This window comes from Pelomicrobium sp. G1, from assembly GCF_051905455.1.
Classification (GTDB): Bacteria; Pseudomonadota; Gammaproteobacteria; order Burkholderiales; family UBA6910; genus Pelomicrobium.
The window spans coordinates 84,134-107,967 of record NZ_JBQACR010000001.1 but is presented as its reverse complement, the minus strand read 5'-3'; the positions used below and the strand labels follow the sequence as shown (position 1 = coordinate 107,967).

Sequence of the window (23,834 nt, the reverse complement as noted above, 5' to 3'; positions counted from 1 at the left end):
TGATCGCGTCAGTCTTCGAAGAACATGAACTATTGAGACAGCGCTCTTTACCGGTTCCGGTATTACCGCCAGGCAAAGTGCCATAGGGGTGAGGGCCACCCGGCCTGTAGTACACGTTGTCTGGAGTAAAGTCAAAGTCCATGCTCCCCGAGTTGTCCAGCACGAACATGAGGTTCGGCAGGACCGCCGTCGTGGACGAGTTGATGAGCGGCGCGTTGGCGAGATCGGTGATCTCCGCCTTGGCCAGAGTGGAAACCGCCATCAGCGCCGTCCCGATGGCGGCGGCTTTCATTCCGGATGGCCTGGTCATGGTCGCCCCTTTCATGGGATATGGCTCGTCAGACTTCAAACCTGAAGCAGCACGACCGCTTGAACGATGCTCACCGTGTTGCGCGGCCCTACCACCCGCGCGGTGATCCGGTAATAGAGCTGGGGATTTCCTTCGAACACCGTGGCCCCCACCGCCATGCTGCCGCCGCTCGACCCCGCGCCGGAAGGAAAGCTGATCGCGCATTGCTGATCGGTTCCGTTGTACGGCTTGTCCGGATCCTTGCACATGCGGTGGATCACGTAGCTCACCGTGTAGCCAGAGCCGTCATCCGGCAAGGTCACCGCGCTGGACCACTTGCTCGGGTCGGTCCACTTCTCCTCAGCCGGGCGCGAAGAGTAATAGCCCTTGGTGAGGTCGGTGTTTTGCAGTGTGGTCCCGGCGCTGTTGGCCACCAGCCAGTCGTAAGCAGCCTGGATGCCCCGGTCCGCCGCGTGGATCGTGGTCTGCTTGAAGGCGAGGTTGCCGGAAATCACGTTCCCCGTGTCCACCGAGCGCACCATGGCGATACCGGCCAGCGTCATCGCCACCAGGACGATCAACACGATGAACAGCACGACTCCTCGCTGGTGCGAGGGACTCCCGCCAGCGCTTGATGCGCTCTTCCCAAACCCGAATAACCGCGTTCTGCCATGATCCATGGTCACGCCGGCTTCCATATCTGGTTGCGCAGAGGCACCGTGGTCTCGAATACTTTGTACCGGTAGCACTGCCAGTTGGGATCCGCGGAAAGATCGATGCTCCCGCCCGCCCACGTGGGCGCCGCAGTGGTGGTCCGGCACACTCCGTCAGGATCGGGGCGCTCGGGAAGGGCGCTGCGCGCCACCACGGCCAGGCGAATCGCGATCACCCGCGCCCAGGCCGTCGGGTCCCCGGCTGGCGGCGAAGCCGCCTCCCAATGATCCACAATGCCATCCCCTGCCACGGTTCCGCCGAAACCGTCGTCTTTTCCGTACTCGGCCTGTAATTGCACGATGCCGTCCACGATCGCATTGGCGGAAGCGGAGATCAGCAGCTCCTGCACTTGCAGCTTGCCGCTGGCGATGGAGTAAATGTTGGTAACCGGAGCCCCGCCCAGGTTGTAGAGCTTCCCATTGGTGGTATAAGCGACCCCGAGCCCGCCTGCCTTGTTGTATTTGGCGGGCACGTTCTGCCCTTCCGCGTTGGTGTAATTGCCGGAGTTGTGGATCACGTTGTCCGACTGCCCGGGAGTACCCGGCACGCCGGTGACCTGGGCCAGGGTGCAATCCTTTCCCGCCTCGGCGGCCACGATCAGGTCCCCCTCGATGAAACCGTAACGGTTATCCACCTTGAAAGTCGCCGAGGGGGAAGGCATGTTCTGGGTGAGCTTCGCGGGCTCCGGCCTCAGGTCAGAACTGCTGTACATGATGGCGATCGTGTCGGGAGCGCCCGCGGCCCCGTCGGTGATTTCCACGGGAACCATGCGGAAATCGAACTCTCGCGCAGGGGGGCCTTCGTGGTAGGCGAGAATCTTGCAGCTCAGGAGATCGCCGTCGTTGATGCCGTAGCCCGCCATGCGCGCATCCCGCTCTATGGTGAACAGGGCGAGGGCCCCGTTGGTCTGGGCGTCTCCGCCACTGGTGGTGGTGCGCTTGTAGCCCTCGGAGACGGCGAACACCTGGAACACTACGACGACGCCGATCAGGGCGATCACCACGGCCACCATGATCTCCACCAGGCTGAAGCCGGCACTCGGACGGTCGATAGGCTGGATTCGTCTCACGCTCATCTCTCGCCTCACGGACCGCTGATGTAGGCAGTGGCGACGTGGTTGTGAACCACGCTCGTCCTGGGCACTTGCCACCTCAAGGTCACGGTGACGGCGCTTCCGTTCACCGCGATGGAAGGCTGGTTCGCCGCGTCGGTGACGCCCGGCAATCCCTTCTCCGCGCTGCCCTGAATGTCCGCCACCCACGCCTGGGTCTTGGCGTTGCCGCTCGACGTCGTGCACGGATCGCAGGCGTAGGTCGCCAAGTTCGTCAGGTCGACCCACATCTCGCCGATGATGCGGTTGGCGTGGTAGGCCGCGTCGGCGCGGTATTTGGCCTCCGACACGGTGCTGATGGAGGCCGCCTGCAGCCCCACCAGGGCCAGGATGCCCATGGAGAAAATGAGGATGGCGATCAGCGCCTCCAGCAGGAAGGCGCCCGACTGCCGGTGGAGGGTGACACGCTCTGGCGTCGTCCAGGTCATGGTCAGCATGCCCTCGGATCCGGGGCGGAGAGCTGGGGATCGCACATGCGGATGTCCCCCACTCCAACCCGGACCTGCAGCTTGCGGGTCTCGGCGTCCGCAAGGGTGAGGGAGCTCACTTCCACCTGGGAAATGGAGGGACTCCCGTCCAGGTTGGTCACCACCCGGCCCAGCCCGTTGAAGGTGACGGTGGTCGCCCCCGCCGGGGTCACCGTAAACTTGGCGTTCTGGCCATCCTCGCCGTCGGTCCTCGATTGGATCGCCTCGCCGGTGTTCGCCACGCTCACCGTCCAGCCGGTGCCGCCGGAAAGAACGATCTGGACGTTGTCGTTACGCCGTACCGCCTCCCCCCGGGCGAGCTGCAGCCCGTTCAGGATCGCCTCGGCCGCCGTGCGTACCTGGGTGTTCTGGATCCAGGCGCGATAAGACTCGACGCCAATGAACAACAGCAGGGCCAGAAGGGCGATGCCGATCATGAGCTCGATGAGCGTTACGCCGGACTGCCTCAGCACGACCCGTCCTTCCTGCGCACCCAGCAGGTGGCGGCTGCGCCGCTCCAGCCGGCCGGCACCGCGGTAGTGACCTTGTTGTTCGCCTGGTCGATGGTGAACGTGAAGCCGGCAAGATCGCCCGTGCCCGTCGCGGTTGCGGTAAATGTCTGCGCGGGCGCAGTTCCGGGAGCGCATGTGTACGTGAAGTACTTGGCGTTCCCGGCGGCGGGTCCTGCCGCTCCGCAGCCGCCCGATCCGTTGTCGTAACGCCGGTTGTCCTGGTAGAACTGCTCCATCCGGACCCGCCAATCGCTCAGGTTGGTGAACGCTTCCGTGAGCTTTCCCCGCAGGACGTAGTCCCGGTACGCCGGCAGCGCGATCGTGGCCAGGATACCGAGGACCACGACGACGATCATCACCTCCACCAGAGTGAACCCTTTGGCCCGTTGCATGGCTCTATGCCTTTCTGATTGCGCGGCCCAACTATAGGGGCAGCCGTTTTGGGGGGTCAAAAGAAGTCCGACGTTCGGTCGGTTTGCCGGCACGAGCGGCGCAAAGTTAACAATTGTTAGGCGCCAGGACGAACGGGCTTTATGGACATGGCCGTCGAAAATAGGGATAATGTAATGCTATGAATGAGTTGCATTTGTCCAGGACGGCCATTCCGGATCTGCTGCGCCGGCATGGCATTACACCCACGCACCAGCGGATCGAGATCGCCTACGCCCTCTTCTCGCGCCAGCAGCATCTTTCCGCGGATCAGGTCCTGGCGATGGTGAACGCGCATCAGCCGGAAACTTCGAAAGCCACGGTCTACAACACGCTCAAGCTCTTCGTCCGCAAAGGGCTGATCAGGGAAGTCATCGCCGATCCGAACAGGGTGTTTTACGATCCCAATACTTCCGAGCATCACCATCTGTACGACGTGGTCAATGGCACGTTGACCGACATCGACGCAAGCACGGTGCGGATCGAGGGGCTGCCGAAGCTCCCGGAAGACGTGGTGACGGAAGGGATCGACGTGATCGTCCGGGTTCGCCCCCGCACCGCCTCCTGATCCCCCGGTACGCCGGGGGCGGCGCGTTGCGCGCGGATGGGCACGGTGCTTATAATTTCGCCCGGTCGCTGATGTAGCTCAGTTGGTAGAGCAGCCGATTCGTAATCGGCAGGTCGCGTGTTCGAGTCACGCCATCAGCACCACGAACGCAAAAGCCCGCCCTGTAATCCCACTCCAGAACGGCCAAGCCCCATCAAAAGGCGGCGAACCCGCCTTCAGCGGGTGACGTAGAGGACCGCGAAACGCGGCTGAATGGTGTCCCAAAGCGCGTTATACCGCCATGCCCGCCATCGGATTTTCTCCGAGCCGCCGGGGCGCCTCAGCCCCGCCGGTCACCTGATCCGGCGCCCGGTGTATTCCTCCTCGATGTGGTCGCGGAAATAGGAGGTGGGTGACGGGGAATTCACGAGCCGCCGGTAGACTTCCGGCAATACGCCGGAATACTGGATGATCGTTCCGTTGGCGAACTCGATCTCCAGCAGGCGGTTCTTTTCGTCGTAGCCCGCCGACTTGAGGTGACCAGAACTCAGTTTGCGTCGTTCCATGGACCTGGATCGAGATTGGCTTACGGCATGTCTCTGGGAAACGGCTCGGCCTGCAGCGCCTTGAGGGTGGCGGAGGCGAAGTTCTGGCGGTACAGCACTAGAATCACCAGGGCGGTGGCCATCATGAAAAGCCAGGGCTGCACGAACCAGGTGAGCGCCGCCAGGCCGAAATAATAGGCGCGGATGCCGCGGTGAAACTCGTCGCCGGCAAGGCCGTTGACCTGGGCCATTTTGCGGGCGAAAGCCTCGTGGGACGCCACGTTCTCGTCCGGCGACGGGGCGCTGCCCATGACGATGGACAGGAGATTGAACTGGCGGATCGACCAGGTGAACTTGAAGAAGGCATACACGAAGATCGCCAGCAGCACGATCAGCTTGATCTCCCACAGCTCCCGCGCCGCCTGGCGCACGAACGGCAAATCGGCGGTGACCTGCATGACGCTTTCCACCGATCCGAGCACCGTAATCACGCCGGCGATGATGAGCACGGTGGTGGAAGCGAAGAAGGACACGCTGGTCATCAGGTGCCCGATCAGGGTGGAATCGGTGATCCGGTTCTCCCGCTTGAGCATCTGACGCGCCCATACCAGGCGATACAGATGGCCGATCCCCACCAGGCCGCGCTGGGCCGACTTGCGGTAATCCGCGTAGTAGCTGTAACCGCTCCAGCCGGCGACAAACCACAAGGCTGCCACCCAATCCTGCCAGCTCAGGGATTGGATCAGGACCGGCATGGCTCAGCGCAGCAGCCGGCACTCGAGCTGTCTCAGCCGCTGCTCCAGCTCGTCGATGCGCTCCAGGTACGCGATCATGAGAGAGACCGCCGGGAGGTCCAGATCGAAGGCCTCCCGCAACCGCTTCGCCCGCCGGGCGCGGGCCAGGCAGGTGGAGGAAAAGATCCAGCGGCCGCCCGGAGCCTCCTCCGGCGAAAACACCCCGTATTCGATCAGCTCGCGCAGCTCCTCTACGGTGAAACCGGAGCCCGCCGCCAGCTCTTCGAGGCTGATGCGCAGCCCCTCGGTGAGTATCACGGCCTGGATCTGGGCGTTCTCGTCCATCGTTCAGCTCCATTGGCTGCGCGGATTGAAAGTGGAGGCGCGAGAGAGCTCTTCGAACAGAGCACGTTCCCGAGGGCTCAAGCTCGGCGGCGCGACGATCTGGATCACCGCGTACAGGTCTCCGTGGCCGCCTTCGGGTTTGGGCAAGCCCTTGCCGGCGAGTCGCAGGCTCTGGCCGGAGGTCACGCCCGGGGGCACTTTGACCCGCACCCGGCCGCTCAAGGTGGGCACCTCGACACTGGCGCCCAAGGCCGCCTCCCAGGGGGCGACGGGGAGCTTGAGGTACAGGTCGTGCCCGTTCGGCTTGAACAGGGGATGGGGTTTCAGCCGGATGTGGAGATAGAGATCCCCTGCGGCTCCGGTTCCCACGCCCGCTCCGCCTCGGCCCGGCACGCGCATTTTCTGCCCGTCGGTGACGCCCTTGGGGATCCGCACCGTGACCGGGCGCACCACCCGCCGCAGCGCCCCCGACGGGTCCATTTCCGAGGTCTCCAGGTTGAAGGTGACCTCGGTGCCCTGGTAGGCCTGCTCCAGGGTAAGCTCCACCGGCACTTCGTAGTCCTGGCCCCGCCTGCCGAATCCCCGTCGTCCCGCTCCGGGTCGGGCGCGTCCGGTCAGAACCTCGAACAGATCCGCCAGGTCGCCCTCGGCGAAGATATGCTCGAAATCGCCGAAGCCGGGTCCGAAGTGCTGCTCCCAGCCCGGCGGCGGTCGGAACTCCTGCCCGGCCTGGTAGTGGCCCAGCTCGTCGTAGGCCCGGCGCTTCTCGGGATCCTTGAGCACCTCGTAGGCTTCCTGCACGTCCTTGAACCGCTCCTCCGCGTCGGGCTCCTTGGAAACGTCCGGGTGATACTTGCGCGCGAGCCGCCGGTAGGCCTTTTTGATCTCGTCCAGGGAGGCCGTCCGGTCTACGCCCAGGATCTGGTAATAGTCCTTATACTTCATAAGGCTATGATAACAAGAAAATTTTAATGCCGGTCCGCCGTGGGCCGGGTCCGGGACGCACCCGAGACGGCATGGTGCCGCTTCATTGCCCTTTCCAGGCAGCGCCGCCGAGCGAGCCGGAAGGGAAGCCGGCCGCGATTTCCTCCGGGCTCGCCTCGCGCATCCCCACCACCTTCACTCGGAACCGCAGGGTCTTGCCCGCCAGGGGATGGTTGCCGTCCAGGGTCAGCTTGCCGCCTTCGATCCGGGTGACCCGCATCCGCACCACATCGCCCCGCTCGTTAGCGAACTCCGCCTCGGCGCCGATGTGCCTGAACTGGGGAGGGACGTGCTCAATATCGTCGGTGAAGGTCAGCTCCGGGCGGTGGGGCCCGAAGCCTTCGTCCGGGGACACCGTGATCTCCACTCGCTCGCCCACGGCACGACCTTCCAGGGCCCGTTCGATCTTCTCTAGGATGGGGCCTCCCGCGCCGTGCAGGTACGCGATCGGCAAGTCGCACTGCTCCAGGATTCGGCCCTCCAGATCCTGGATGACGTAGGTGATCTCCACCACCTTGTGGTGGCTCACCGTGGCGCGCGGCTGGGTCATGGGGCAGGGTCAGCCAGTCACCGCCGGGTGCGGCCTAGCCTCTTTGCGGTCGGAGGGCAAGGCCAGGGACGCTCCCACGATGAGCACCGCCATGGCGGCCATGAGCATGAAGTACCAGTACCAGTCCCCGGTCGCGTCCCGCAGGACCGCCACCAGGGGGACCCCCAGGGCGGACACGCCCAGGGCCAGCACGAACTTGGCGCCGAAAGCGGTCCCGCGCCATTTCTCGGGAGAATAGTGGGAGAGCAGGCTGTTCTCCACCGGAATGCCGATCGTGTTAAGAAGCACCGCCATGGTCACCACGGCGAGGGCGGGCGGGCCGCTCAACGACGCCGCGAAGAACAGGACCGGAATCTGTAACAGGTAAACCAGGATATAGGTGCCCCGCAGGGAATAGCGATCCGCCAGGTGGCCCCCCGCGAGTTGTCCGAGCATGCCGAAGAGGTAGACCACCGACACCAGAAGCCCGGCCCCGGCCGCGGTGCCGCCGGTCAGGCCCGCCAGGCGCTCGGCGAAAATCTTCGGCATGGCGGTGGAAAGGGATTGGAACAGCAGTCCCGTGCACAGCATGGTGATCGAGAGCACGATGAAGGCCCGCACCATGGCGCCGCGGGCGGGCGCGGCCCGGGGCCTCACGTCGGCCTTGATGTCCGCCACCTTGCCGCTGCGGATCAGGACCCACAAGGCTGAGCCCGTGGCCACCGAGACCAGGCCCGGGACGATGAAGGCCGCCCGCCAGTGGACCAGGTCCGTGAGCACCCCGGCGATCAGGGCGGCGGAAGCGACGCCCAGGCTTCCGAATACCCCATTCACCCCCAGGGCCCGCCCCCGGTTCTCGGCGTTCCTCACCAGCCAGGCCATTCCCACCGGGTGGTAAATGGAAGCGAACAACCCGATCAGGGAGAGCCCGGCGGCGATGCCCACGGTCGAGCCCATCAGCCCGGTCAGGATGGAAGCTGCCCCCGTGCCGACGAAGAACACGACCATCATGCCGGCCGCGCTCCAGCGGTCCCCCAGCCATCCGGCGGGCAGCGCCGCCACGCCGAAGAGCACATTGCCCAGGGTCATCAGGACCAGCAGCTCCCCGTAGCTTTTGCCGAATTCGGGCTCCAGGGCGAGCACCACGGTCGGGTAGAGCAGCATGAAGATGTGGGAGTAGCTGTGACCGACCTGGGAAAACCACTGGGAGATGGCGGCAGAGCCGGCGCGCATGGAGATGCCTTTCTTCAAATTCGAACGAGCCCCCAAGGCGGCGAGCCGCCCGCATAAAGCATTATTTTAGGTCCCGGTCGGGACGGCCGGCAACGCACAGTTCAGCGGTTCCCGAGCTCGCGCCAGCGGAGACAGTCGGCCACGTAGTGTCACCATGCCAACCGCCTGGATGAACGCGTAGCAGTAGGAACTCGAACAGCCTCTGGTCGTCGTGGACGGCACACCCCACCCCCGGTCGTGGTATTCCAGGTATGCAGGGCTCCCTCGAGCCCATTCGCAGCGCTTCTCCACGGCCCGCTTCCGCTCCGGTTCAGGGCCGGCCGAGGGCCGGTGGGCCGATGGCCGACGGGAGGATCGAGAGGAAAAACGACCCCGCCGCCCTCGACAGGCCGGCCCTGAACCGATGGGTGTTACGAACGACGCAGGGAAAAAGGCTCCGGAAACGGGGCTTCGTCATATCCGGCGCGGGGCGCCGGCCGGAGCCTGGAAATGCGGATCAGCCCCCGAGGAAGCCCCCCCATGGAGGGCTGACCGCAGTTTACGCGAAGGCTAAGAGCTACCCGAGCCGGAAAGCGGAAACGGCCAAGTGGACGTCGGCGCCGCAGGAGCGGGCGCCGCAGCCGGTTTAGCCGCTTTCTTCTTGGTCGGGGCCTTCTTTGCCGCAGCCTTCTTCGGCGCCGCCTTCTTCTTGGCGGGGGCCTTCTTCTTGGCCGCTGCTTTCTTCTTGGCCGGGGCCTTCTTTGCCGCAGCCTTCTTCGGCGCCGCCTTCTTCTTGGCGGGGGCCTTCTTCTTGGCCGCCGCCTTCTTCTTGGCGGGAGCCTTCTTCTTGGCCGCTGGCTTCTTCGCCGGCGCTTTCTTCTTAGCGGCGGGCTTCTTCGCCGTGGCCTTCTTCTTGGCCGCAGGCTTCCTCGCCGCTGGTTTGGCAGCCTTCTTGGCTGCGGGTTTCTTTGTTGCCATGGTCAACCTCCTATCAAGTTACGTACACAAGGTACAACACTTGGCACTCGCGTGCCCCCTACCACCGGACGCGGCACAGCCGGCGGTGATCCGCCGGCCTGCCGCGGCCTGCAGTAGCCTGTCGCCGTCCACGACCCGGGCTCTAGTGCATGGCCAGCTTGGCCTTGTTGATGAGGTCGTAGTACAGCACATCGGCGTCGAGCTCGATTCCACTTTCCCAAGATAGCACATTACTGCGCGGATCAATGCTGACCTCGCGGAAAGCGTCCTCGTCGAGCCATGCCCGGAACTTGCCCTTGCCCACCAGGGGGCCCAGGCAGACGCGCCCTTCGACGCCGTCCTCGAACCGCACCCACAGGATGTAATTCGCCTCGGCACGCACTTCGGCGACCTGGCACAGCAGCGCGTCCATGGGCTAGTCCCAACTCAGAGTGCCGCCCACTTGGTACTCGATCACCCGGGTCTCGAAGAAGTTCTTCTCCTTCTTGAGGTCGATCATCTCGCTCATCCAGGGGAACGGGTTGGTGGCGCCGGGATAAAGGGGGTCCAGGCCGATCTGCTGGCAGCGCCGGTTGGCGATGAAACGCAGGTACTCCTTGAACATGGCGGCGTTCAGGCCCAGCACCCCCCGCGGCATGGTGTCCTCGGCGTAGCGGTACTCGAGCTCCACGCCCCGGCGGATGAGCCCGGCGATTTCCTGCCGGAACTCCGGCGTCCAGAGGTGGGGATTCTCCAGCTTGATCTGGTTGATGAGATCGATGCCGAAGTTGCAGTGCATCGACTCGTCCCGCAGAATGTACTGGTATTGCTCGGCCGAGCCGGTCATCTTGTTCTGCCGGCCCAGGGCCAGGATCTGGACGAAGCCCACGTAGAAGAAGAGCCCCTCCATGATGCAGGCAAAGACGATGAGGCTCTTCAGGAGCTGCTGGTCGGCTTCCTGGGTGCCGGTCCTGAAAGAAGGGTCCGTCAGGGTGTCGATGAAGGGGATCAGGAACTCGTCCTTGTCCCGGATGCAGGGGATCTCGTGGTAGGCGTTGAAGATCTCTCCCTCGTCCAGCCCCAGGGATTCCACGATGTACTGGTAGGCGTGAGTATGGATCGCCTCCTCGAAGGCCTGGCGCAGCAGGTACTGGCGGCACTCAGGAGCGGTGATGTGGCGGTAGGTTCCCAGCACGATGTTGTTCGCCGCCAGGGAATCGGCGGTGACGAAAAAGCCCAGGTTGCGCTTGACGATGAGCCGCTCGTCCGGGGAGAGGCCCTCGGGGTCCTTCCACAAGGCGATGTCCCGGTTCATGTTGATCTCCTGGGGCATCCAGTGGTTGGCGCAGGCGGCCAGGTATTTCTCCCAGGCCCACTTGTACTTGAACGGCACCAGTTGGTTGACGTCGGTCTGGCCGTTGATGATGCGCTTGTCTTCGACCCGGATGCGGCGGTAGGCGGAGTCATTGTCCATGGCGGCAGGCGGTCTTGCCGCTTGCGTACCGCCCCCGGGCATCCAGGTGGACACCTCCGGGGCCTGGACGCCCCGGGCAGGCCGGCTCACGAGGTCGTCTTCAAAACCCAGCATGTTCCCTCCATGTTCGTCTGTTTCGGCTCGAGCAGGCGGATCCGCTCCACGTCCATTCCTATCTGATCCCTGTCCCCTGACTTCCGATACCTGTTACTGGCAGGACTCGCATTCCGGGTCGTCGATGGCGCAGAACCTGGGCTCGGCCAGCGCGGCTTCCCCCGAGACCCCATCCGCGGGGACGGCGTTGAGCGCGCCGGCGCGCACCGTCGACTTCTCGGCGCTGGTGGCCGCCAGGGTCCTCAGGTAGTAGGTGGTCTTGAGGCCCCGGATCCAGGCAAGCTTGTAGATCTCGTCCAGCTTTTTGCCCGAGGCCCCGGCCATGTACAAGTTCAGGGACTGGGCCTGGTCGATCCATTTCTGGCGCCGGGCTGCCGCCTCGATGAGCCATTTGGGGTCGATCTCGAAGGCGGTGGCGTAGAGCTTGCGGATCTCCGGCGGGATGCGATCGATCCTGGAAAGGCTGCCGTCGAAGTACTTGAGGTCGGCGATCATCACCTCGTCCCACAGCCCCAGGCGCTTGAGGTCGTCCACCAGGTACTGGTTCGCCACGGTGAACTCCCCCGACAGGTTCGACTTCACGTACAGGTTCTGGTAAGTGGGCTCGATGGAGGCCGACACGCCCACGATGTTGGCGATGGTGGCGGTGGGGGCGATGGCGATGCAGTTGGAGTTGCGCATGCCGTGCCGGCGGATCCGCTCCCGGAGAGCCTCCCAGTCCAGGGTGGCGGAGCGGTCCACTTCCAGATACCCTCCCCGCTCCTCGGCCAGGAGGTCCAGGGAGTCCTGGGGCAGGATGCCTCGGTCCCACAGACTGCCGGGATAGCTGGCGTAGCGCCCCCGTTCCTCCGCCAGCTCGGTGGAGGCCCAGTAGGCGTAGTAGGCCACCATTTCCATGGAGCGGTCGGCGAATTCCACTGCCTCTTCCGACGCGTAGGGGATACGCAGCATGTGCAGGCAGTCCTGGAAGCCCATGATGCCGAGCCCCACCGGGCGGTGCCGGAGGTTAGAAGCGCGCGCCTTGCCGACCGCGTAGTAGTTGACGTCGATCACGTTGTCCAGCATGCGCATGGCTGTGGAGATGGTCCGGCGCAGCCTTTCCGCGTCCAGCTTGCCGTCCGCGAGGTGGGCTGCCAGGTTGACCGAGCCCAGGTTGCACACCGCGATCTCGCTGGCCGAGGTATTGAGGGTGATCTCGGTGCACAGGTTGGAGCTATGCACCACTCCCACGTGGCGCTGGGGCGAGCGGACGTTGCACGGGTCCTTGAACGTGATCCAGGGGTGCCCGGTCTCGAACAGCATGGTGAGCATCTTGCGCCATAGCTGCACCGCGGGAACCTTCCTGTAGAGCCTGATCTCCCCCCGCGCCGCCTTCTCCTCGTAGGCGGTGTAGGCCTCCTCGAAGGCCTTTCCGTACTTGTCGTGCAGGTCCGGCACCTCGTTGGGAGAGAACAGCGTCCAGTCGCCCCCTTCCATCACCCGCTTCATGAACAGATCGGGCACCCAGTTAGCGGTGTTCATATCGTGGGTGCGGCGCCGGTCGTCGCCGGTGTTCTTTCTGAGCTCCAGGAACTCCTCGATGTCCAGGTGCCAGGTCTCGAGGTAAGAGCACACCGCCCCCTTGCGCTTGCCCCCCTGGTTGACGGCGACGGCCGTGTCGTTCACCACCTTGAGGAAGGGGATCACCCCCTGGCTCTTGCCGTTGGTGCCCTTGATATGGCTGCCCAGCGCCCGCACCGGGGTCCAGTCGTTGCCCAGCCCCCCGGCGAACTTCTGCAGCAGGGCGTTCTCCTTGATCGCCTGGAAGATGCCGTCCAGGTCGTCGGAGACGGTGGTGAGGTAACAGCTCGAGAGCTGGCTGTGGCGGGTGCCGGAATTGAACAGCGTGGGGGTCGAGCTCATGAAACGGAAGCTCGACAGCACGTCGTAGAACTCGATGGCGCGGGCCTCCCGGTCGATCTCGTTGAGCGCCAGGCCCATGGCCACCCGCATGAAGAACGCCTGGGGCAGCTCGATGCGCCGGCTGTCCACGTGGAGGAAGTAGCGATCGTACAGGGTCTGGAGCCCCAGGTAGCCAAATTTGAGGTCCCGGGAGGCGTCCAGGGCCGCCCCCAGGCGCTTCAGGTCGAACTGGGCGAGCCGCTCGTCCAGGAGCTCCGCCTGGATGCCCCGGGCGATGAACTCGGGGAAATACTCGGCGTAGCGCTCCCCCATCTCCGCCTGGGTCACGTCCTCCCCCAGCACCTCGTGCCGGATGGAGTGCAGGAGCAGGCGGGCGGTCACGTAGCCGTAGGCCGGGTCCTTCTCGATGAGGGAGCGGGCGGCCAGCACCGAGGACTTCCTCACCTCCTCCGCCGGCACGCCGTCGTAGAGGTCGCGCAGCGTGGCCTGCAGGACCAGGTCCGGCCGGACCGCCTCGCCCAGTCCTTCGCAGGAAGCCTCGATCAGGCGCTTCAGGCGCTCCACGTCCAGCGGCCGGCGCCCGCCCGCCTCCACCACGTGCAGCGCCGGCGCCTCCCCCGCCTGTTTCTGCCGGGCACGCTCCCGAGCTCGCTCCTCCCGGTAGAGGACATAGGCTCGCGCCACGGCGTGCTCGCCGGCGCGCATGAGGGCCAGCTCCACCTGGTCCTGGATGTCCTCGATGTGGAACGTGCCGCCGCCGGGCTGGCGCCTTTGAAGCGCGTTCACCACGGTCTCGGTCAACTGGGCCACCAGTTCCCGCACCCGGGCGGAAGCGGCCCCCTGGCCGCCGTTCACCGCGATGAAGGCCTTGGTCATGGCGATGGCGATCTTTGCCGGCTCGAAGCCCACCACGGCGCCGTTGCGCCGGATCACCTTGTATTGGGCGTAGGGCGAGTCCTGATGAAGCGAGGCGTCGGGGTTCCCCCCCGGCGCCGGCGTCGCATACGAGCTGCGCTCTCCTTCGGTGACGAGTTGCATCCTGAATCTCCCCTCAATGCTCGACGTCTTCGTTCAATTTGTGGCCACCTTGTGCCGCGGTATCCGTATGAACACTATATTTTGTGGCCACTATATCTTGTGCTCAATCTTTCTCCTGCCACCAATACTAGTGGACGATTTGCGGGAGCGCAACCCATTTTCGCTGGATGAAGGGACGGCGGGGAAAGCGGGAATGGTCCTGCTCCGCCGGTGAAAGCCGGCGCGCTACATCGGCGGGGGTTCCAGCGGGAATGGTGCGTTTCGGCCGCGCTCCACGCACGCCCCTCGGGAAGGGGGATGGACGGCGGTCGACGGCCGACCTGGAATTCAATCCTTCTTGGCCAACCGCGCGCAGCAACCCCGGGCCGCGCGGTAGCGGGACCAGTCGAAACAGGGGCCGGGGTCCGTTTTGCGGCCCGGGGCGATGTCGGAATGGCCCACGATGTCCTCGATCGGATAGGCCGAGCGCAAGGCCCAGGTCAGGTCATCGAGCGCCCGGTACTGGGCTTCCTCGAAGGGAAGCCAGTCGCAGCCCTCGAGTTCGATCCCGATGGAGAAGTCGTTGCAGCGCTCGAGGCCCCGCCAGCGAGAGGCGCCGGCGTGCCAGGCGCGCTTGAGGCACGGGACGAACTGGATGACGGCGCTGTTGCGACGCAGCAGAAAATGGGCCGATACCTTGAGGCCGGCGATCTCCCGGTAATACGGATGGGCCTGGGGATCGAGCCGATTAGTGAAGAGCTCGACGATGCCGGGGCCCCCGAACTCGCCGGGGGGCAGGCTGATAGCGTGAATGACCAGGAGCCGGATGGCCGTTCCCGGAGGGCGTTCATCCCAGTTGGGTGAAGGGATGTACTCGGCGCCCTCAGCCAGGCCTTTCTCGTCGATCCTCAAGTCGCCCAGGTCTCTGTCGGGAGCGGGGCCCGGCGGGGCAGGGGCGGCGCGGCGAACGGCACCCGGCCCGGTCCTTCGCTCATTGGATCCCCAAGCGCTCCATCCGGTAGCGCAGCGCGCGGAAGGTGATCCCAAGGAGCTTCGCCGCCGCGGTGCGGTTGAAACGGGTCTTTTCCAGGGCCTCCAGGATCGCCTCTTTCTCGACCCGGTCCAGGTATTCCTGCAGCGGCCACTTGCCCTCCAGGACGGGCGTCGCCTCGCCCGCACCGGCTGGCGGAGTGAGTTGCAGATCCGCCACCTGGATCACTCCGCTGCCGGACAGAGCCACGGCCCGCTCCAGGATGTTTTCCAGCTCTCGCACGTTGCCCGGAAAGTCGTAGGCGGCGAGTGCCTGGACCGCCTCCGGCGACAACCGGCACGCGGGACCGTCGCGGGTGAGCCGGGCGAGGATCGCTTCGGCGATGAGGGGCACGTCTTCGCGCATCTCCCGTAGCGCCGGCATCTTGAGCTCGATCACGTTCAACCGGTAATAGAGGTCCTGGCGGAAGCGCCCCTCCTCCACGCAGCTCGCCAGGTTCTGGTGGGTGGCGCTGATGATGCGGACATCCACCGGCTCCTCCTGGGTCGAACCCACTTTACGCACCCGCTTCTCCTGAATCGCCCGCAGGAGCTTCACCTGCATCGCCAGGGGCAGATCGGCCACCTCGTCCAGAAAGAGGGTTCCGCCGTTGGCCGCCTGGAAAAAGCCGTCCCGGTCGCTCTCCGCCCCGGTAAAAGCCCCTTTGCGGTAACCGAAGAACTCGCTTTCCATAAGGTTTTCGGGGATGGCGCCGCAGTTGACCGGAACGAAAGGTTTGGAGCGCCGGGCGCTCGCCTCGTGGATGAGCCGGGCCGCCAGCTCCTTGCCGCTGCCGGACTCGCCGCTGATATAGACGGGCGCCTGGCTGCGGGAGAGCTTCTCGATCATCTCCCGCACCTGGGCGATGGCCGCCGATTCTCCGATCAGCCGCAGCGCCTCGGGCACGGTCTTAGCGGGCGCCTCCTTGGGCAGGCTCAAGGCCGACTTCACCAAGGTGCGCAGTTGGTCCAAGGACACGGGCTTGGCGAGGTAGTCGAAAGCGCCCGCCTTGAGGGCGGCCACCGCATTCTCGGTGCTGCCGTGGGCGGTGATCACCGCCACCGGCAAGTCGGCGCACTGGGCGGCGATGTGGCTGACCAGCTCCAGCCCCGTGCCGTCGGGCAGGCGCATGTCGGTGAGGCACAGGTCGAAGCTCCTTTGGGCGAGCCTTTCCTTCGCCTCGGCGAGGCTCGCTGCCCGCTCCACGTCGAGCCCCATGCGCAGCAGGGTGAGCTCCAGCAGCTCCAGGATGTCAGCCTCGTCGTCCACCACCAGCACCTTGGGCACCTGCCCCTCGCTAGAGCCGGATCGCGTCGCTCGCTCTTTGCGCTTTAACATGATCCCTCCTGCATACCACCCTGAAATGTCCCCCGTCGGCATCGAGACAGTCCAGCGTCGCCCCGTTGGCGTCGCAGATTTCGCGGGCGATGAAGAGCCCGAGCCCGGTGCCCGTCGGCGCCGTGGTGAAGAACGGCTCGAAGAGCTGGGCCCGCAGCTTTGGGTCGATGCCCGGACCGTCGTCGATCACGTCGAGGCACACCTGGTTGGGAGTGACCCCGTCCACGGCCCGCAGCCGCACGCTTCCGGGCGCCTTGCGGCAGTGCCGCCAGGCGTTGCTGCACAAATTCCACAATACCTGATTCAAATGGCCACGGTCAAAGCAGACGGTCCGGTCCGTATCCACCTCGACGACGAAGGTCTCCTGGGGCACCCGCTGTCCGTGGCAGAACTCCTCCACGAAGGTGCGCAGAAACGGTTCGGGCCGGAACACCTCGGCGTTGACCCGGTCCCGGCGGTTCAACTGCAGCACCTCCTTCACCATGCGCTCCAGGCGCTGGGTGTTGTCGCGAATGATGCTGAGCAGCCGCTGCTGGGTCGGGTTGAGGTCTCGCTCTTCCAGGAGCAGCTCCGCCGCATGGTTGATGGCGGAAAGGGGGTTGCGGATCTCGTGGGCGATGTTGGCGGTCAAGCGGCCGAGGGCGGCGAGCTTGAGCTGCTGGGCCTGGGATTGGACCCGGCTCATGTCCTCGAGAAAGAGCACCGCCCCGCCCTCGGCGCCGTCGCCGGTCGGCACGAAGCGGGTGCGCACCAGCCGGTTGGTGGAAGAGACCCGCAGCAGGTCGAAGCGGGTCTCCGGGTTTTCCCGCCACTGGCGCAGCCGCTCGCCGAGCACCGGCAGGAGCTGCCCGATCTCTATCCCCTGCCCGGCCCCAGGGACCAGGCCGAGCAGCCGTTCGGCTTGGGAGTTGCGCTGCAGGATCCGGCCGCCTCCGTCCAGGACCAGCACGCCGTCATGCATGTCCTGGATCACGAGCTGGTTGATCTGGGCCATGCTGGCGAGCCGCATCCCGTGCTGGCGGGCGAGCTCTTCGCTTTCCACTACCCGCCGCGCCAGGGCATGGGCCAGCCAGGCCGTGGCGAAGTAGCCGACGCACAGGAGCCCCGTGGGGAAGAAATCGGCGCTGGAGCGCTCGCCGCTGATCACCCCATAGGCGGCCTCGGCCAGCACCGCCATGCTGGCAAGAGAAGCGAAGAACAGCACCATCCGGCCCTGGGCGATCAGCCCGGCAGCCGCCAAGGTGGGCAGGAGCAGCAGGCCCAGGGCGCTGCGCATGCCCCCGCTGGCGTGGATCATCAAGGTGACGAAAAGCACGTCCGCCGCCACCTGGAGAGCGAGCTGCACGGTGAAGCGGACCCGGCGTGCCCAGATCATGGCGACGAAAAGCGCCGCGCTGGCGAGATAGCCGACTGCGGCGAACAGGTAGATCCGGCGGTTGGCGGAGGCCAGGATCAGGTCGGGGCCCAGCAGCAGCACCGCCCCCAGAAGGATAGCGCCGAGGGCGAGCCGGTACGCGTTGAAATAAGCGAGGGAACGCCAGAAAGGCGGGGGCGGGTAAGCCGTCGCGGCCGGCCCACCCGGGTCGGCCGATCCGGGTGGTTGCTCAGCCCCCGTGGAGGCGCCGGTGCTCTTCGCTGCAGTAGTGGCGCTCACCGCTCGAAAGGCTTTCGCTGCGAGGAACGTGAATGCCGCAATGGGCGCAACGCACCATGTCTTCCACGGCGGGCCCCCGGCTTGGGGAGGAGGGGCGCTCCACGTGCTTGCGGTAGGCCTTGAGGATCCAGAAAACGACCAGGACGACGAGCGCCACCAGGAGCAGCTTGCCCACCCGTCACGTCCCTCCGCCCGGAGGTTTTCCGGGCTGCCCGGCAGCCCAAACGGTGTTAGCCATCATGCCTAAAAGCTCGCCCGCTCGCCGCGCGCCCCGTTCCCGGCGGGTCATCCGGTTGCCCTCGAGAGCGCCGCCTCCCCAGCGCCGCGGGACCGGCAGAAGCAAAAAGGAAATGGTCGGGGTGAGAGGATTTGAACCTCCGACACCTGCGTCCCGAACGCAGTACTCTACCAGGCTGAGCTACACCCCGAAGCGATCAACGAATCAACCGCCCTCCCCGCCTTCATCCGGGCGTGCTTAGTTTTTTCACCGCGTGCCGCTTTCCGGCGGGAGACCGGCCGCTAATACGGCTAATACGCTAATACGTTCGCGTCACCGCAAAATCGGTTAATTGTAGCAGACATTCCTTGTAGCGCGTGGGCGCGAGGGGCTCCAGCATGGCCGCGGCGAGGCAGGATTCTGCGGCGGCTCGCGCCCGGGTGTACTCGAGGGCCCCGGTTTCTCGGATGGTGCGCAGGACCGACGGGAACTCTTCGGTGCCCCCCCTCTCGATGGCGGCGCGAATCAGGGCTGCCTGCTCGGGGGAACCCGCGCGCATGGCGTGGATCAGGGGCAGCGTGGCTTTGCCCTCGGCCAGGTCGTCCCCCAGGTTCTTGCCGGTCTGGTGCAGGTCGCCGGAGTAGTCGAGCACATCATCGATCAACTGGAAGGCCGTGCCTAAGTGCATGCCGTAAGCGGCCATCGACTGCTCGATCCGGGGCTCGACCCCGCCCAAGATGGCCCCCAGCCGGCTCGCCGCCTCGAACAGCTTGGCCGTCTTGAAGCGGATCACCCGCAGGTAGCGCTCTTCATCGATGCCGGCATCGTGGCAGTTCATGAGCTGCAGCACCTCGCCCTCGGCGATGGTGTTGGTCGCGTCCGCCAGCACCCGCATGACGGCCATGCTGCCTACGTCCACCATCATCTGGAACGCCCGGGAATAGAGGAAGTCGCCCACCAGCACGCTGGCGGCGTTGCCGAACAGGGCGTTGGCGGTCGCCCGGCCGCGACGCAGGGCTGACTCGTCCACCACGTCGTCGTGCAGCAGGGTGGCGGTATGGATGAACTCCACCACCGCGGCGAGCTCGTGGTGGTCGGTGCCGGAGTACCCGCAGGCCCGCGCCGACAGGATGAGGACCAGGGGCCGCAGGCGCTTGCCGCCGCTCTGGACGATGTACTCGCTCACCTGCCGGATCAGGGGGACGTCGGAGTGCAGTCGCTGCCGGATGACCCGATCGACGGCGTTCAGGTCCTCTTTGGCGAAATCGCGGATGGCTTCGATGGGCATGCCGGCGGCGAGAAAAGGGGCTCATGGTAGGAACGGGCCTCCCCCAGTGTCAAGGCGAACGGCACGGGGGCCGGAAAGCTCCGGCCGGCCGCTTCTTTCCTTTGACCGCACAGCTTTTCCTGGATATAATTTGTTGTTTTGAAAAAACAGGCTTTCGGAGATTTCCATGTACGCTGTGGTGAAGACCGGTGGCAAGCAATACCGGGTCTCTGCGGGGGACAAGCTCTTGATCGAAAAGCTCCCGGCGGAGGCCGGCAGCCAGGTGGTGCTCGACCAGGTCCTGCTGGTGGCCGACGGCGACCAGGTCAAGACCGGCACGCCCCTGGTCCCGGGTGCGGCGGTGAAGGCCACTGTGCTCGGCCAGCGCAAGGGAGAGAAGATCAAGATCTTCAAGCTGCGCCGGCGCAAGCATTACCGCAAAACCCAGGGCCATCGACAGACCTACACCGAGATCCGGATAGACGGGATCGAGGGGCTTAGCAGCTAAACCAGGAGTTCCCACATGGCACACAAGAAAGCGGGCGGCAGCTCCAGAAACGGGCGCGAATCGGAATCGAAACGCTTGGGGGTCAAGCGGTTCGGCGGACAGCAGGTGAACGCCGGCGAGATCATCGTCCGGCAGCGGGGCACCCAGGTGCATCCCGGGGAAAACGTGGGTATGGGCCGGGACCACACCCTTTTCGCCAAGGTGGCGGGCCGGGTGCAATTCGTGGTGAAAGGCCCCCTCAAGCACAAGACGGTGAGTATCATCCCGGCTTGACCGGTGCCCTGCGGCTGGTGCGCCGCGGCCTGCCTCCCGAACCGGCCTGAACAGGGCCAACCGGAGGGCGCCGGCGCACGGGAAAGCCCTATCGAAGCGATAGGGCTTTTTTGTTCCACCGATGGGAAGACAGGAAATGAAGTTCATCGACGAAGCCCTCATTCGCGTCGTGGCCGGAAAAGGCGGCGATGGCATAGCGAGCTTCCGGCGGGAGAAGTACGTTCCCCGGGGCGGACCTAACGGGGGCGACGGGGGCCGCGGAGGCAGCGTCTACCTGGTGGCCGATGCGAACTTAAACACCCTGGTGGACTACCGTCATGAGCGGATTTTCCGCGCCGAGAACGGGGAAAACGGCCGCGGCTCCGACTGCTACGGCAAGAGCGGGCGCGACATCCATTTGCGGGTGCCGGTGGGGACGATCGTCACCGATGCCGAAACGGGCGAAGTGCTGGCGGATCTGAGCATCCCCGGCCAGACGACCCTGGTAGCCAAGGGGGGCGCCGGAGGGCTGGGCAATCTGCACTTCAAATCCAGCACTAACCGGGCGCCGCGCCAGTTCACCCGGGGCGAGCTGGGGGAGGAACGGGAGCTCAAGCTGGAACTGAAGCTCCTCGCCGACGTGGGGCTGCTGGGCCTGCCCAACGCCGGTAAGTCCACCCTCTTGCGCGCCCTCTCGGCAGCGCGCCCCAAGGTGGCCGATTATCCCTTCACCACCCTTCATCCCAATTTGGGGCTAGTGCGGGTCGAAGCCCACCGCAGCTTCGTGGTCGCAGACATCCCCGGCCTCATCGAGGGCGCCGCCGAGGGGGCGGGGCTGGGCCACCAGTTCCTGCGCCACTTGGCCCGCACGCGCCTGCTTCTCCACGTGGTGGACATCGCCCCCCTGGATCCCCAGGCCGACCCAGTCCGGGAGGCCCGGGCGGTGGTGCAGGAGCTCAAGAAGTACGACCCGGCCCTCCACCGCAAGCCCCGCTGGCTGGTGCTCAACAAGGTGGACCTGCTGCCACCCGGGGGGCGGGATGAAGCAGTCCGGCGGTTCGTGCGCACCTACCGCTGGCGGGGCCCCACCTTCGCCATCTCGGCACTCAACGGGGAGGGCTGCCGGGAGCTGGCCTACGCCGTCATGGAACACCTGGAAGCGAACCCCCTTGACGCGGCGCCGGCCCTCGCCACCCAGGAAGGGGGAAGCTGAAGGGCCATGGATTCCGTCGTCGCCCGAGCCCGGCGTCTGGTGGTCAAGGTGGGCAGCAGCCTGGTGACCAACGACGGTCGCGGCCTGGACCACGGCGCTCTCGCCCGCTGGGCGGAACAGATCGCCCGGCTGCGCCGGGGCGGAAGACAGGTGGCCCTGGTCTCTTCGGGAGCCATCGCCGAGGGGCTGCAGCGCCTCGGCTGGAAGCGGCGCCCCCACGCCCTGCACGAGCTGCAGGCGGCGGCGGCCGTAGGCCAGATGGGCCTGGTGCAGGCCTATGAATCCTGCTTCCGCACCCATGGCCTGCACGCGGCCCAGGTTCTCCTCACCCACGAGGACCTGGCCGACCGCAAGCGCTATCTCAACGCCCGCTCGACGCTCCTCACCCTGCTCACCCTGAACGTGGTGCCGGTCATCAACGAGAACGACACAGTGGTCACGGACGAGATCAAGTTCGGGGACAACGACACGCTGGCGGCCCTGGTCACCAACCTCATCGAGGCCGAGTGCCTCATTATTCTCACCGACCAGGAGGGCCTGTTCGAGGCGGACCCGCGCCGGCACCCCGGGGCGCGGCTCATCCGCGAGGCCCGGGCGGGCGATCCCGTCCTGGAGCGCATGGCGGGCGGGGTGGGGTCGGCCATCGCCAAGGGGGGCATGCTCACCAAGGTGCTCGCCGCCAAGCGGGCGGCCCGCAGCGGCGCGGCCACGGTGATCGCAAGCGGCCACGAGCCCGAGGTGCTGGTGCGGCTCGCCGCGGGAGAACGCATCGGCACCCAGCTCACCACGGAGCAGGCGCCCATAGCCGCCCGCAAGCAGTGGCTCGCCGATCACCTGCAGGTGCGGGGGCGCCTCATGCTGGACGCCGGCGCAGTGAAGGTGCTCCTCGAGCAGGGAAAAAGCCTGCTGCCCATCGGCGTGGTGGACGCGGTGGGCGACTTCGACCGGGGAGAGGTGGTGGCCTGCATCGCCCCGGACGGCCGGGAGGTGGCCCGGGGGCTGGTCAATTACAGCGCCGAGGAGACGCGCAAGATCCTGCGCAGGCCGAGCCACGAGATCGAGGCCATCCTGGGTTACGTGGACGAGCCCGAGCTGATCCATCGGGACAATTTGGTGTTGCTGTGACCGCAGCAGCACCCATTGCTGCGAAGGCTAACCTGCGCCGCAGGTTAAGCGGGGCGGGGAAGCCAGCCCGCGGCCGAAGCTACAATCTGGTTCTGCGTATCGCGGCAGAACCAATGGCGGCGAGGCTCGCCTCCCGGTGCGCCGAGACCCCGGTTGAGGGCGAACGCCGCGCCGAGGCGCCCCCGGCGCGCCACCCTAGCGGGGGGCGTTGAGGGATTCCGGATGGATGCCCGCCTTGAGGGCCGCCACGGCTTCCTCCCGGGTCCTGACCGGCGTCTTGCCCGGGCAGAAGAAATCGTAGTAGAGCACCCGCTGGTGCAGGGTCTGCCGGCGAGCCTCGATGGGGGTCCACTGGGGATTGCGCGCCTTGGACCAGACGCCTTCGCCCTGGGCGAAGGCGTAGCGCTTGAACTCCCGGGTGGCGCAGCGGATGCCTTCGAAGCTCACCGTGTCCGTCCCGTCCGCTCCCCGCACCACCAGGGTGTAGCGCACCACCCCGTCCCGCCCCACGTGGATAGAAGCCGCGTCCACGAAATAGCGAAACGAAAGAGTCGGCGCCACCTGGAACTCGATCAGGTCTTCCGGCTTGGGATGGGGAGGCAACCGGGCCTCCTGCTCGCTCCACGCCCGATCTTCCTCTTCCACGTACCCGTCCAGGCCGTAAAAGGTCTGAGCCCAGCCGGGAACCGCCAGACCGGCGGCTAACAGGGCAGGCAAGCCTGTGCGGAAGAAGCGAATCATCCACCCTGGAGATCGTTGAGCAGCGACTCCCGCACTTGGGGATCGACGGGGTCCACCACCGCGGTATACTGGGGGTGATCGACGCCGATGGCAAGCCTCGCCCCGGCGCGCAACGCCCGGATCATCTCGGGCGTCAGCTCGAAGCGCAGGAAGTGCACCGAAGAGGTCTTCTCCGGCGTCTCCCGCTCCAGGTCCTCGTCCGCGATGGCATAGACCCGGGGAAGCTCGCCGACCTGCACCCAGACCCGGTCCTCGATGCCGATCAGCTTCTTCAGCATCGCCTTGCGCTCGTCGAGGTCCGGGTACTCGATCATCATGGTCGCCTTCCAGTTGGTGCCATCCGGCACCAGGGGATTGTAGGCCTCCAGCTCGCCCTGGATCCCCTCCTCCTCGAAGATGCGCTCGGCGCGCAGCATCTCCTGGATCTGGTAGCGCATGGTGAGCTCATCCTCGAAGTGCAAGGTGACGTGCTGGCCCAGCCTCACCCTGCGGTTCTTCTTGTGCTCCATCACCCGGGCGCGGAAATCGGCCCTCGCCTTGGCGTAATCCTCCAGCGACAACAGGCTCTCTCGCGTGATTTGCGGCATCGCTGATGTCCTTTCCTTTG

General features: G+C 65.8%; 27 protein-coding genes and 2 tRNA genes. 6 read left to right on the top strand and 23 right to left on the bottom strand.

Going from position 1 to position 23,834, the window contains the following annotated elements; translation table 11 throughout:
- Nucleotides 1-345: 345 nt before the first annotated feature.
- The 5 genes from ACTFO6_RS00560 to ACTFO6_RS00540 all read right to left on the bottom strand — a co-directional run bounded on the left by ACTFO6_RS00560 (nt 346) and on the right by ACTFO6_RS00540 (nt 3,485).
- Entirely contained in the window at nt 346-885 is a 540-nt protein-coding gene (locus ACTFO6_RS00560; RefSeq protein WP_439932508.1) for a pilus assembly PilX family protein, read from the bottom strand.
- A gap of 86 nt (nt 886-971) precedes the next feature.
- Nucleotides 972-2,078 carry a PilW family protein gene (locus ACTFO6_RS00555; protein ID WP_439932507.1) on the bottom strand — a complete coding sequence of 369 codons (1,107 nt, stop codon included), beginning with the start codon at nt 2,076-2,078 and terminating at the stop codon, nt 972-974.
- Nucleotides 2,079-2,086: 8 nt separating this feature from the next.
- Nucleotides 2,087-2,551: a type IV pilus modification PilV family protein gene (locus ACTFO6_RS00550; protein ID WP_439932506.1), complete on the bottom strand. Its 465-nt coding sequence runs from the start codon at nt 2,549-2,551 to the stop codon at nt 2,087-2,089.
- Nucleotides 2,545-3,054, bottom strand: a complete 510-nt coding sequence (locus tag ACTFO6_RS00545) for a GspH/FimT family pseudopilin (RefSeq protein ID WP_439932505.1) — start codon at nt 3,052-3,054, stop codon at nt 2,545-2,547. The genes ACTFO6_RS00550 and ACTFO6_RS00545 overlap by 7 nt, the downstream gene beginning before the upstream one ends.
- Complete coding sequence (locus ACTFO6_RS00540) at nt 3,048-3,485, bottom strand: type IV pilin protein (RefSeq protein ID WP_439932504.1); 438 nt, start codon at nt 3,483-3,485, stop codon at nt 3,048-3,050. The genes ACTFO6_RS00545 and ACTFO6_RS00540 overlap by 7 nt, the downstream gene beginning before the upstream one ends.
- Before the next feature lie 179 nt (nt 3,486-3,664).
- Between ACTFO6_RS00540 and ACTFO6_RS00535 the strand changes: the two genes are divergently transcribed.
- Nucleotides 3,665-4,090 carry a Fur family transcriptional regulator gene (locus ACTFO6_RS00535; RefSeq protein WP_439932503.1) on the top strand — a complete coding sequence of 142 codons (426 nt, stop codon included), beginning with the start codon at nt 3,665-3,667 and terminating at the stop codon, nt 4,088-4,090.
- Between the two features lie 67 nt (nt 4,091-4,157).
- Nucleotides 4,158-4,233 (top strand) — tRNA-Thr (locus tag ACTFO6_RS00530).
- Nucleotides 4,234-4,422: 189 nt separating this feature from the next.
- Here the strand turns inward: ACTFO6_RS00530 and ACTFO6_RS00525 are convergent.
- The 16 genes from ACTFO6_RS00525 to ispB form a co-directional block, all read right to left on the bottom strand.
- Entirely contained in the window at nt 4,423-4,635 is a 213-nt protein-coding gene (locus tag ACTFO6_RS00525) for a KTSC domain-containing protein (RefSeq protein WP_439932502.1), read from the bottom strand.
- 20 nt (nt 4,636-4,655) lie between these two features.
- Nucleotides 4,656-5,369, bottom strand: a complete 714-nt coding sequence (locus tag ACTFO6_RS00520) for a DUF599 domain-containing protein (protein WP_439932501.1) — start codon at nt 5,367-5,369, stop codon at nt 4,656-4,658.
- A gap of 3 nt (nt 5,370-5,372) precedes the next feature.
- Nucleotides 5,373-5,693 carry a chaperone modulator CbpM gene (locus tag ACTFO6_RS00515; RefSeq protein ID WP_439932500.1) on the bottom strand — a complete coding sequence of 107 codons (321 nt, stop codon included), beginning with the start codon at nt 5,691-5,693 and terminating at the stop codon, nt 5,373-5,375.
- 3 nt (nt 5,694-5,696) lie between these two features.
- A complete protein-coding gene (locus tag ACTFO6_RS00510; RefSeq protein WP_439932499.1) occupies nt 5,697-6,638 on the bottom strand; it encodes a DnaJ C-terminal domain-containing protein in 942 nt (313 codons plus the stop codon).
- An 82-nt stretch (nt 6,639-6,720) separates the two neighbouring features.
- Nucleotides 6,721-7,227 (bottom strand): FKBP-type peptidyl-prolyl cis-trans isomerase, encoded by a 507-nt coding sequence (locus ACTFO6_RS00505; RefSeq protein ID WP_439932498.1) that lies wholly within the window; start codon nt 7,225-7,227, stop codon nt 6,721-6,723.
- A gap of 9 nt (nt 7,228-7,236) precedes the next feature.
- A complete protein-coding gene (locus ACTFO6_RS00500) occupies nt 7,237-8,439 on the bottom strand; it encodes an MFS transporter (protein ID WP_439932497.1) in 1,203 nt (400 codons plus the stop codon).
- Nucleotides 8,440-8,988: 549 nt separating this feature from the next.
- Nucleotides 8,989-9,396: a hypothetical protein gene (locus ACTFO6_RS00495; RefSeq protein ID WP_439932496.1), complete on the bottom strand. Its 408-nt coding sequence runs from the start codon at nt 9,394-9,396 to the stop codon at nt 8,989-8,991.
- 142 nt (nt 9,397-9,538) lie between these two features.
- Nucleotides 9,539-9,808, bottom strand: coding sequence for a DUF2442 domain-containing protein (locus ACTFO6_RS00490; protein WP_439932495.1), 270 nt, complete (start codon nt 9,806-9,808; stop codon nt 9,539-9,541).
- Nucleotides 9,809-9,811: 3 nt separating this feature from the next.
- Entirely contained in the window at nt 9,812-10,963 is a 1,152-nt protein-coding gene (locus ACTFO6_RS00485; RefSeq protein ID WP_439932494.1) for a ribonucleotide-diphosphate reductase subunit beta, read from the bottom strand.
- 93 nt (nt 10,964-11,056) lie between these two features.
- Entirely contained in the window at nt 11,057-13,903 is a 2,847-nt protein-coding gene (locus tag ACTFO6_RS00480; RefSeq protein ID WP_439932493.1) for a ribonucleoside-diphosphate reductase subunit alpha, read from the bottom strand.
- A gap of 327 nt (nt 13,904-14,230) precedes the next feature.
- A complete protein-coding gene (gene ampD, locus ACTFO6_RS00475; protein ID WP_439932492.1) occupies nt 14,231-14,794 on the bottom strand; it encodes a 1,6-anhydro-N-acetylmuramyl-L-alanine amidase AmpD in 564 nt (187 codons plus the stop codon).
- A gap of 79 nt (nt 14,795-14,873) precedes the next feature.
- A complete protein-coding gene (locus tag ACTFO6_RS00470) occupies nt 14,874-16,250 on the bottom strand; it encodes a sigma-54-dependent transcriptional regulator (protein WP_439932491.1) in 1,377 nt (458 codons plus the stop codon).
- Nucleotides 16,210-17,904 carry a two-component system sensor histidine kinase NtrB gene (locus tag ACTFO6_RS00465; RefSeq protein ID WP_439932490.1) on the bottom strand — a complete coding sequence of 565 codons (1,695 nt, stop codon included), beginning with the start codon at nt 17,902-17,904 and terminating at the stop codon, nt 16,210-16,212. The genes ACTFO6_RS00470 and ACTFO6_RS00465 overlap by 41 nt, the downstream gene beginning before the upstream one ends.
- Nucleotides 17,855-18,079 carry a PP0621 family protein gene (locus tag ACTFO6_RS00460; protein WP_439932489.1) on the bottom strand — a complete coding sequence of 75 codons (225 nt, stop codon included), beginning with the start codon at nt 18,077-18,079 and terminating at the stop codon, nt 17,855-17,857. The genes ACTFO6_RS00465 and ACTFO6_RS00460 overlap by 50 nt, the downstream gene beginning before the upstream one ends.
- 176 nt (nt 18,080-18,255) lie before the next feature.
- Nucleotides 18,256-18,332, bottom strand: a tRNA-Pro gene (locus ACTFO6_RS00455).
- Between the two features lie 108 nt (nt 18,333-18,440).
- Nucleotides 18,441-19,409: an octaprenyl diphosphate synthase gene (ispB, locus tag ACTFO6_RS00450; RefSeq protein ID WP_439932488.1), complete on the bottom strand. Its 969-nt coding sequence runs from the start codon at nt 19,407-19,409 to the stop codon at nt 18,441-18,443.
- 166 nt (nt 19,410-19,575) lie between these two features.
- Here ispB and rplU point away from each other — a divergent pair, with 166 nt between their 5' ends.
- The 4 genes from rplU (at nt 19,576) to proB (ending at nt 22,486) form a co-directional block, all read left to right on the top strand.
- On the top strand, nt 19,576-19,896 hold the full coding sequence (gene rplU / locus ACTFO6_RS00445) for a 50S ribosomal protein L21 (protein WP_439932487.1): 321 nt from the start codon (nt 19,576-19,578) through the stop codon (nt 19,894-19,896).
- Nucleotides 19,897-19,911: 15 nt separating this feature from the next.
- The gene (gene rpmA / locus ACTFO6_RS00440; RefSeq protein WP_439932486.1) at nt 19,912-20,169 is read left to right on the top strand and encodes a 50S ribosomal protein L27; all 258 of its coding nucleotides are present in this window, start codon (nt 19,912-19,914) and stop codon (nt 20,167-20,169) included.
- 136 nt (nt 20,170-20,305) lie between these two features.
- Nucleotides 20,306-21,361, top strand: coding sequence for an Obg family GTPase CgtA (gene cgtA, locus ACTFO6_RS00435; RefSeq protein ID WP_439932485.1), 1,056 nt, complete (start codon nt 20,306-20,308; stop codon nt 21,359-21,361).
- Nucleotides 21,362-21,367: 6 nt separating this feature from the next.
- Nucleotides 21,368-22,486, top strand: coding sequence for a glutamate 5-kinase (proB, locus tag ACTFO6_RS00430; RefSeq protein ID WP_439932484.1), 1,119 nt, complete (start codon nt 21,368-21,370; stop codon nt 22,484-22,486).
- Between the two features lie 195 nt (nt 22,487-22,681).
- Here the strand turns inward: proB and ACTFO6_RS00425 are convergent, their stop codons facing one another.
- Both ACTFO6_RS00425 and ACTFO6_RS00420 read right to left on the bottom strand, forming a co-directional pair.
- Nucleotides 22,682-23,227, bottom strand: coding sequence for a CNP1-like family protein (locus tag ACTFO6_RS00425; RefSeq protein ID WP_439932483.1), 546 nt, complete (start codon nt 23,225-23,227; stop codon nt 22,682-22,684).
- A complete protein-coding gene (locus tag ACTFO6_RS00420; RefSeq protein ID WP_439932482.1) occupies nt 23,224-23,814 on the bottom strand; it encodes a DUF3501 family protein in 591 nt (196 codons plus the stop codon). The genes ACTFO6_RS00425 and ACTFO6_RS00420 overlap by 4 nt, the downstream gene beginning before the upstream one ends.
- Nucleotides 23,815-23,834 lie beyond the last annotated feature (20 nt).

Excerpts from the sequence above, each read along its gene's own strand:
- cgtA (WP_439932485.1), top strand. The coding sequence starts at position 20,306 with ATGAAGTTCATCGACGAAGCCCTCATTCGCGTCGTGGCCGGAAAAGGC.
- ACTFO6_RS00540 (WP_439932504.1), bottom strand. The coding sequence starts at position 3,485 with ATGCAACGGGCCAAAGGGTTCACTCTGGTGGAGGTGATGATCGTCGTC.
- ACTFO6_RS00510 (WP_439932499.1), bottom strand. The coding sequence starts at position 6,638 with ATGAAGTATAAGGACTATTACCAGATCCTGGGCGTAGACCGGACGGCC.
- ACTFO6_RS00490 (WP_439932495.1), bottom strand. The coding sequence starts at position 9,808 with ATGGACGCGCTGCTGTGCCAGGTCGCCGAAGTGCGTGCCGAGGCGAAT.
- ACTFO6_RS00500 (WP_439932497.1), bottom strand. The coding sequence starts at position 8,439 with ATGCGCGCCGGCTCTGCCGCCATCTCCCAGTGGTTTTCCCAGGTCGGT.
- ACTFO6_RS00555 (WP_439932507.1), bottom strand. The coding sequence starts at position 2,078 with ATGAGCGTGAGACGAATCCAGCCTATCGACCGTCCGAGTGCCGGCTTC.
- rpmA (WP_439932486.1), top strand. The coding sequence starts at position 19,912 with ATGGCACACAAGAAAGCGGGCGGCAGCTCCAGAAACGGGCGCGAATCG.
- ACTFO6_RS00495 (WP_439932496.1), bottom strand. The coding sequence starts at position 9,396 with ATGGCAACAAAGAAACCCGCAGCCAAGAAGGCTGCCAAACCAGCGGCG.
- proB (WP_439932484.1), top strand. The coding sequence starts at position 21,368 with ATGGATTCCGTCGTCGCCCGAGCCCGGCGTCTGGTGGTCAAGGTGGGC.
- ACTFO6_RS00505 (WP_439932498.1), bottom strand. The coding sequence starts at position 7,227 with ATGACCCAGCCGCGCGCCACGGTGAGCCACCACAAGGTGGTGGAGATC.
- rplU (WP_439932487.1), top strand. The coding sequence starts at position 19,576 with ATGTACGCTGTGGTGAAGACCGGTGGCAAGCAATACCGGGTCTCTGCG.
- ACTFO6_RS00470 (WP_439932491.1), bottom strand. The coding sequence starts at position 16,250 with ATGTTAAAGCGCAAAGAGCGAGCGACGCGATCCGGCTCTAGCGAGGGG.
- ACTFO6_RS00520 (WP_439932501.1), bottom strand. The coding sequence starts at position 5,369 with ATGCCGGTCCTGATCCAATCCCTGAGCTGGCAGGATTGGGTGGCAGCC.
- ACTFO6_RS00485 (WP_439932494.1), bottom strand. The coding sequence starts at position 10,963 with ATGCTGGGTTTTGAAGACGACCTCGTGAGCCGGCCTGCCCGGGGCGTC.
- ispB (WP_439932488.1), bottom strand. The coding sequence starts at position 19,409 with ATGCCCATCGAAGCCATCCGCGATTTCGCCAAAGAGGACCTGAACGCC.
- ACTFO6_RS00525 (WP_439932502.1), bottom strand. The coding sequence starts at position 4,635 with ATGGAACGACGCAAACTGAGTTCTGGTCACCTCAAGTCGGCGGGCTAC.
- ACTFO6_RS00535 (WP_439932503.1), top strand. The coding sequence starts at position 3,665 with ATGAATGAGTTGCATTTGTCCAGGACGGCCATTCCGGATCTGCTGCGC.
- ACTFO6_RS00425 (WP_439932483.1), bottom strand. The coding sequence starts at position 23,227 with ATGATTCGCTTCTTCCGCACAGGCTTGCCTGCCCTGTTAGCCGCCGGT.
- ACTFO6_RS00550 (WP_439932506.1), bottom strand. The coding sequence starts at position 2,551 with ATGCTGACCATGACCTGGACGACGCCAGAGCGTGTCACCCTCCACCGG.
- ACTFO6_RS00515 (WP_439932500.1), bottom strand. The coding sequence starts at position 5,693 with ATGGACGAGAACGCCCAGATCCAGGCCGTGATACTCACCGAGGGGCTG.
- ACTFO6_RS00420 (WP_439932482.1), bottom strand. The coding sequence starts at position 23,814 with ATGCCGCAAATCACGCGAGAGAGCCTGTTGTCGCTGGAGGATTACGCC.
- ACTFO6_RS00480 (WP_439932493.1), bottom strand. The coding sequence starts at position 13,903 with ATGCAACTCGTCACCGAAGGAGAGCGCAGCTCGTATGCGACGCCGGCG.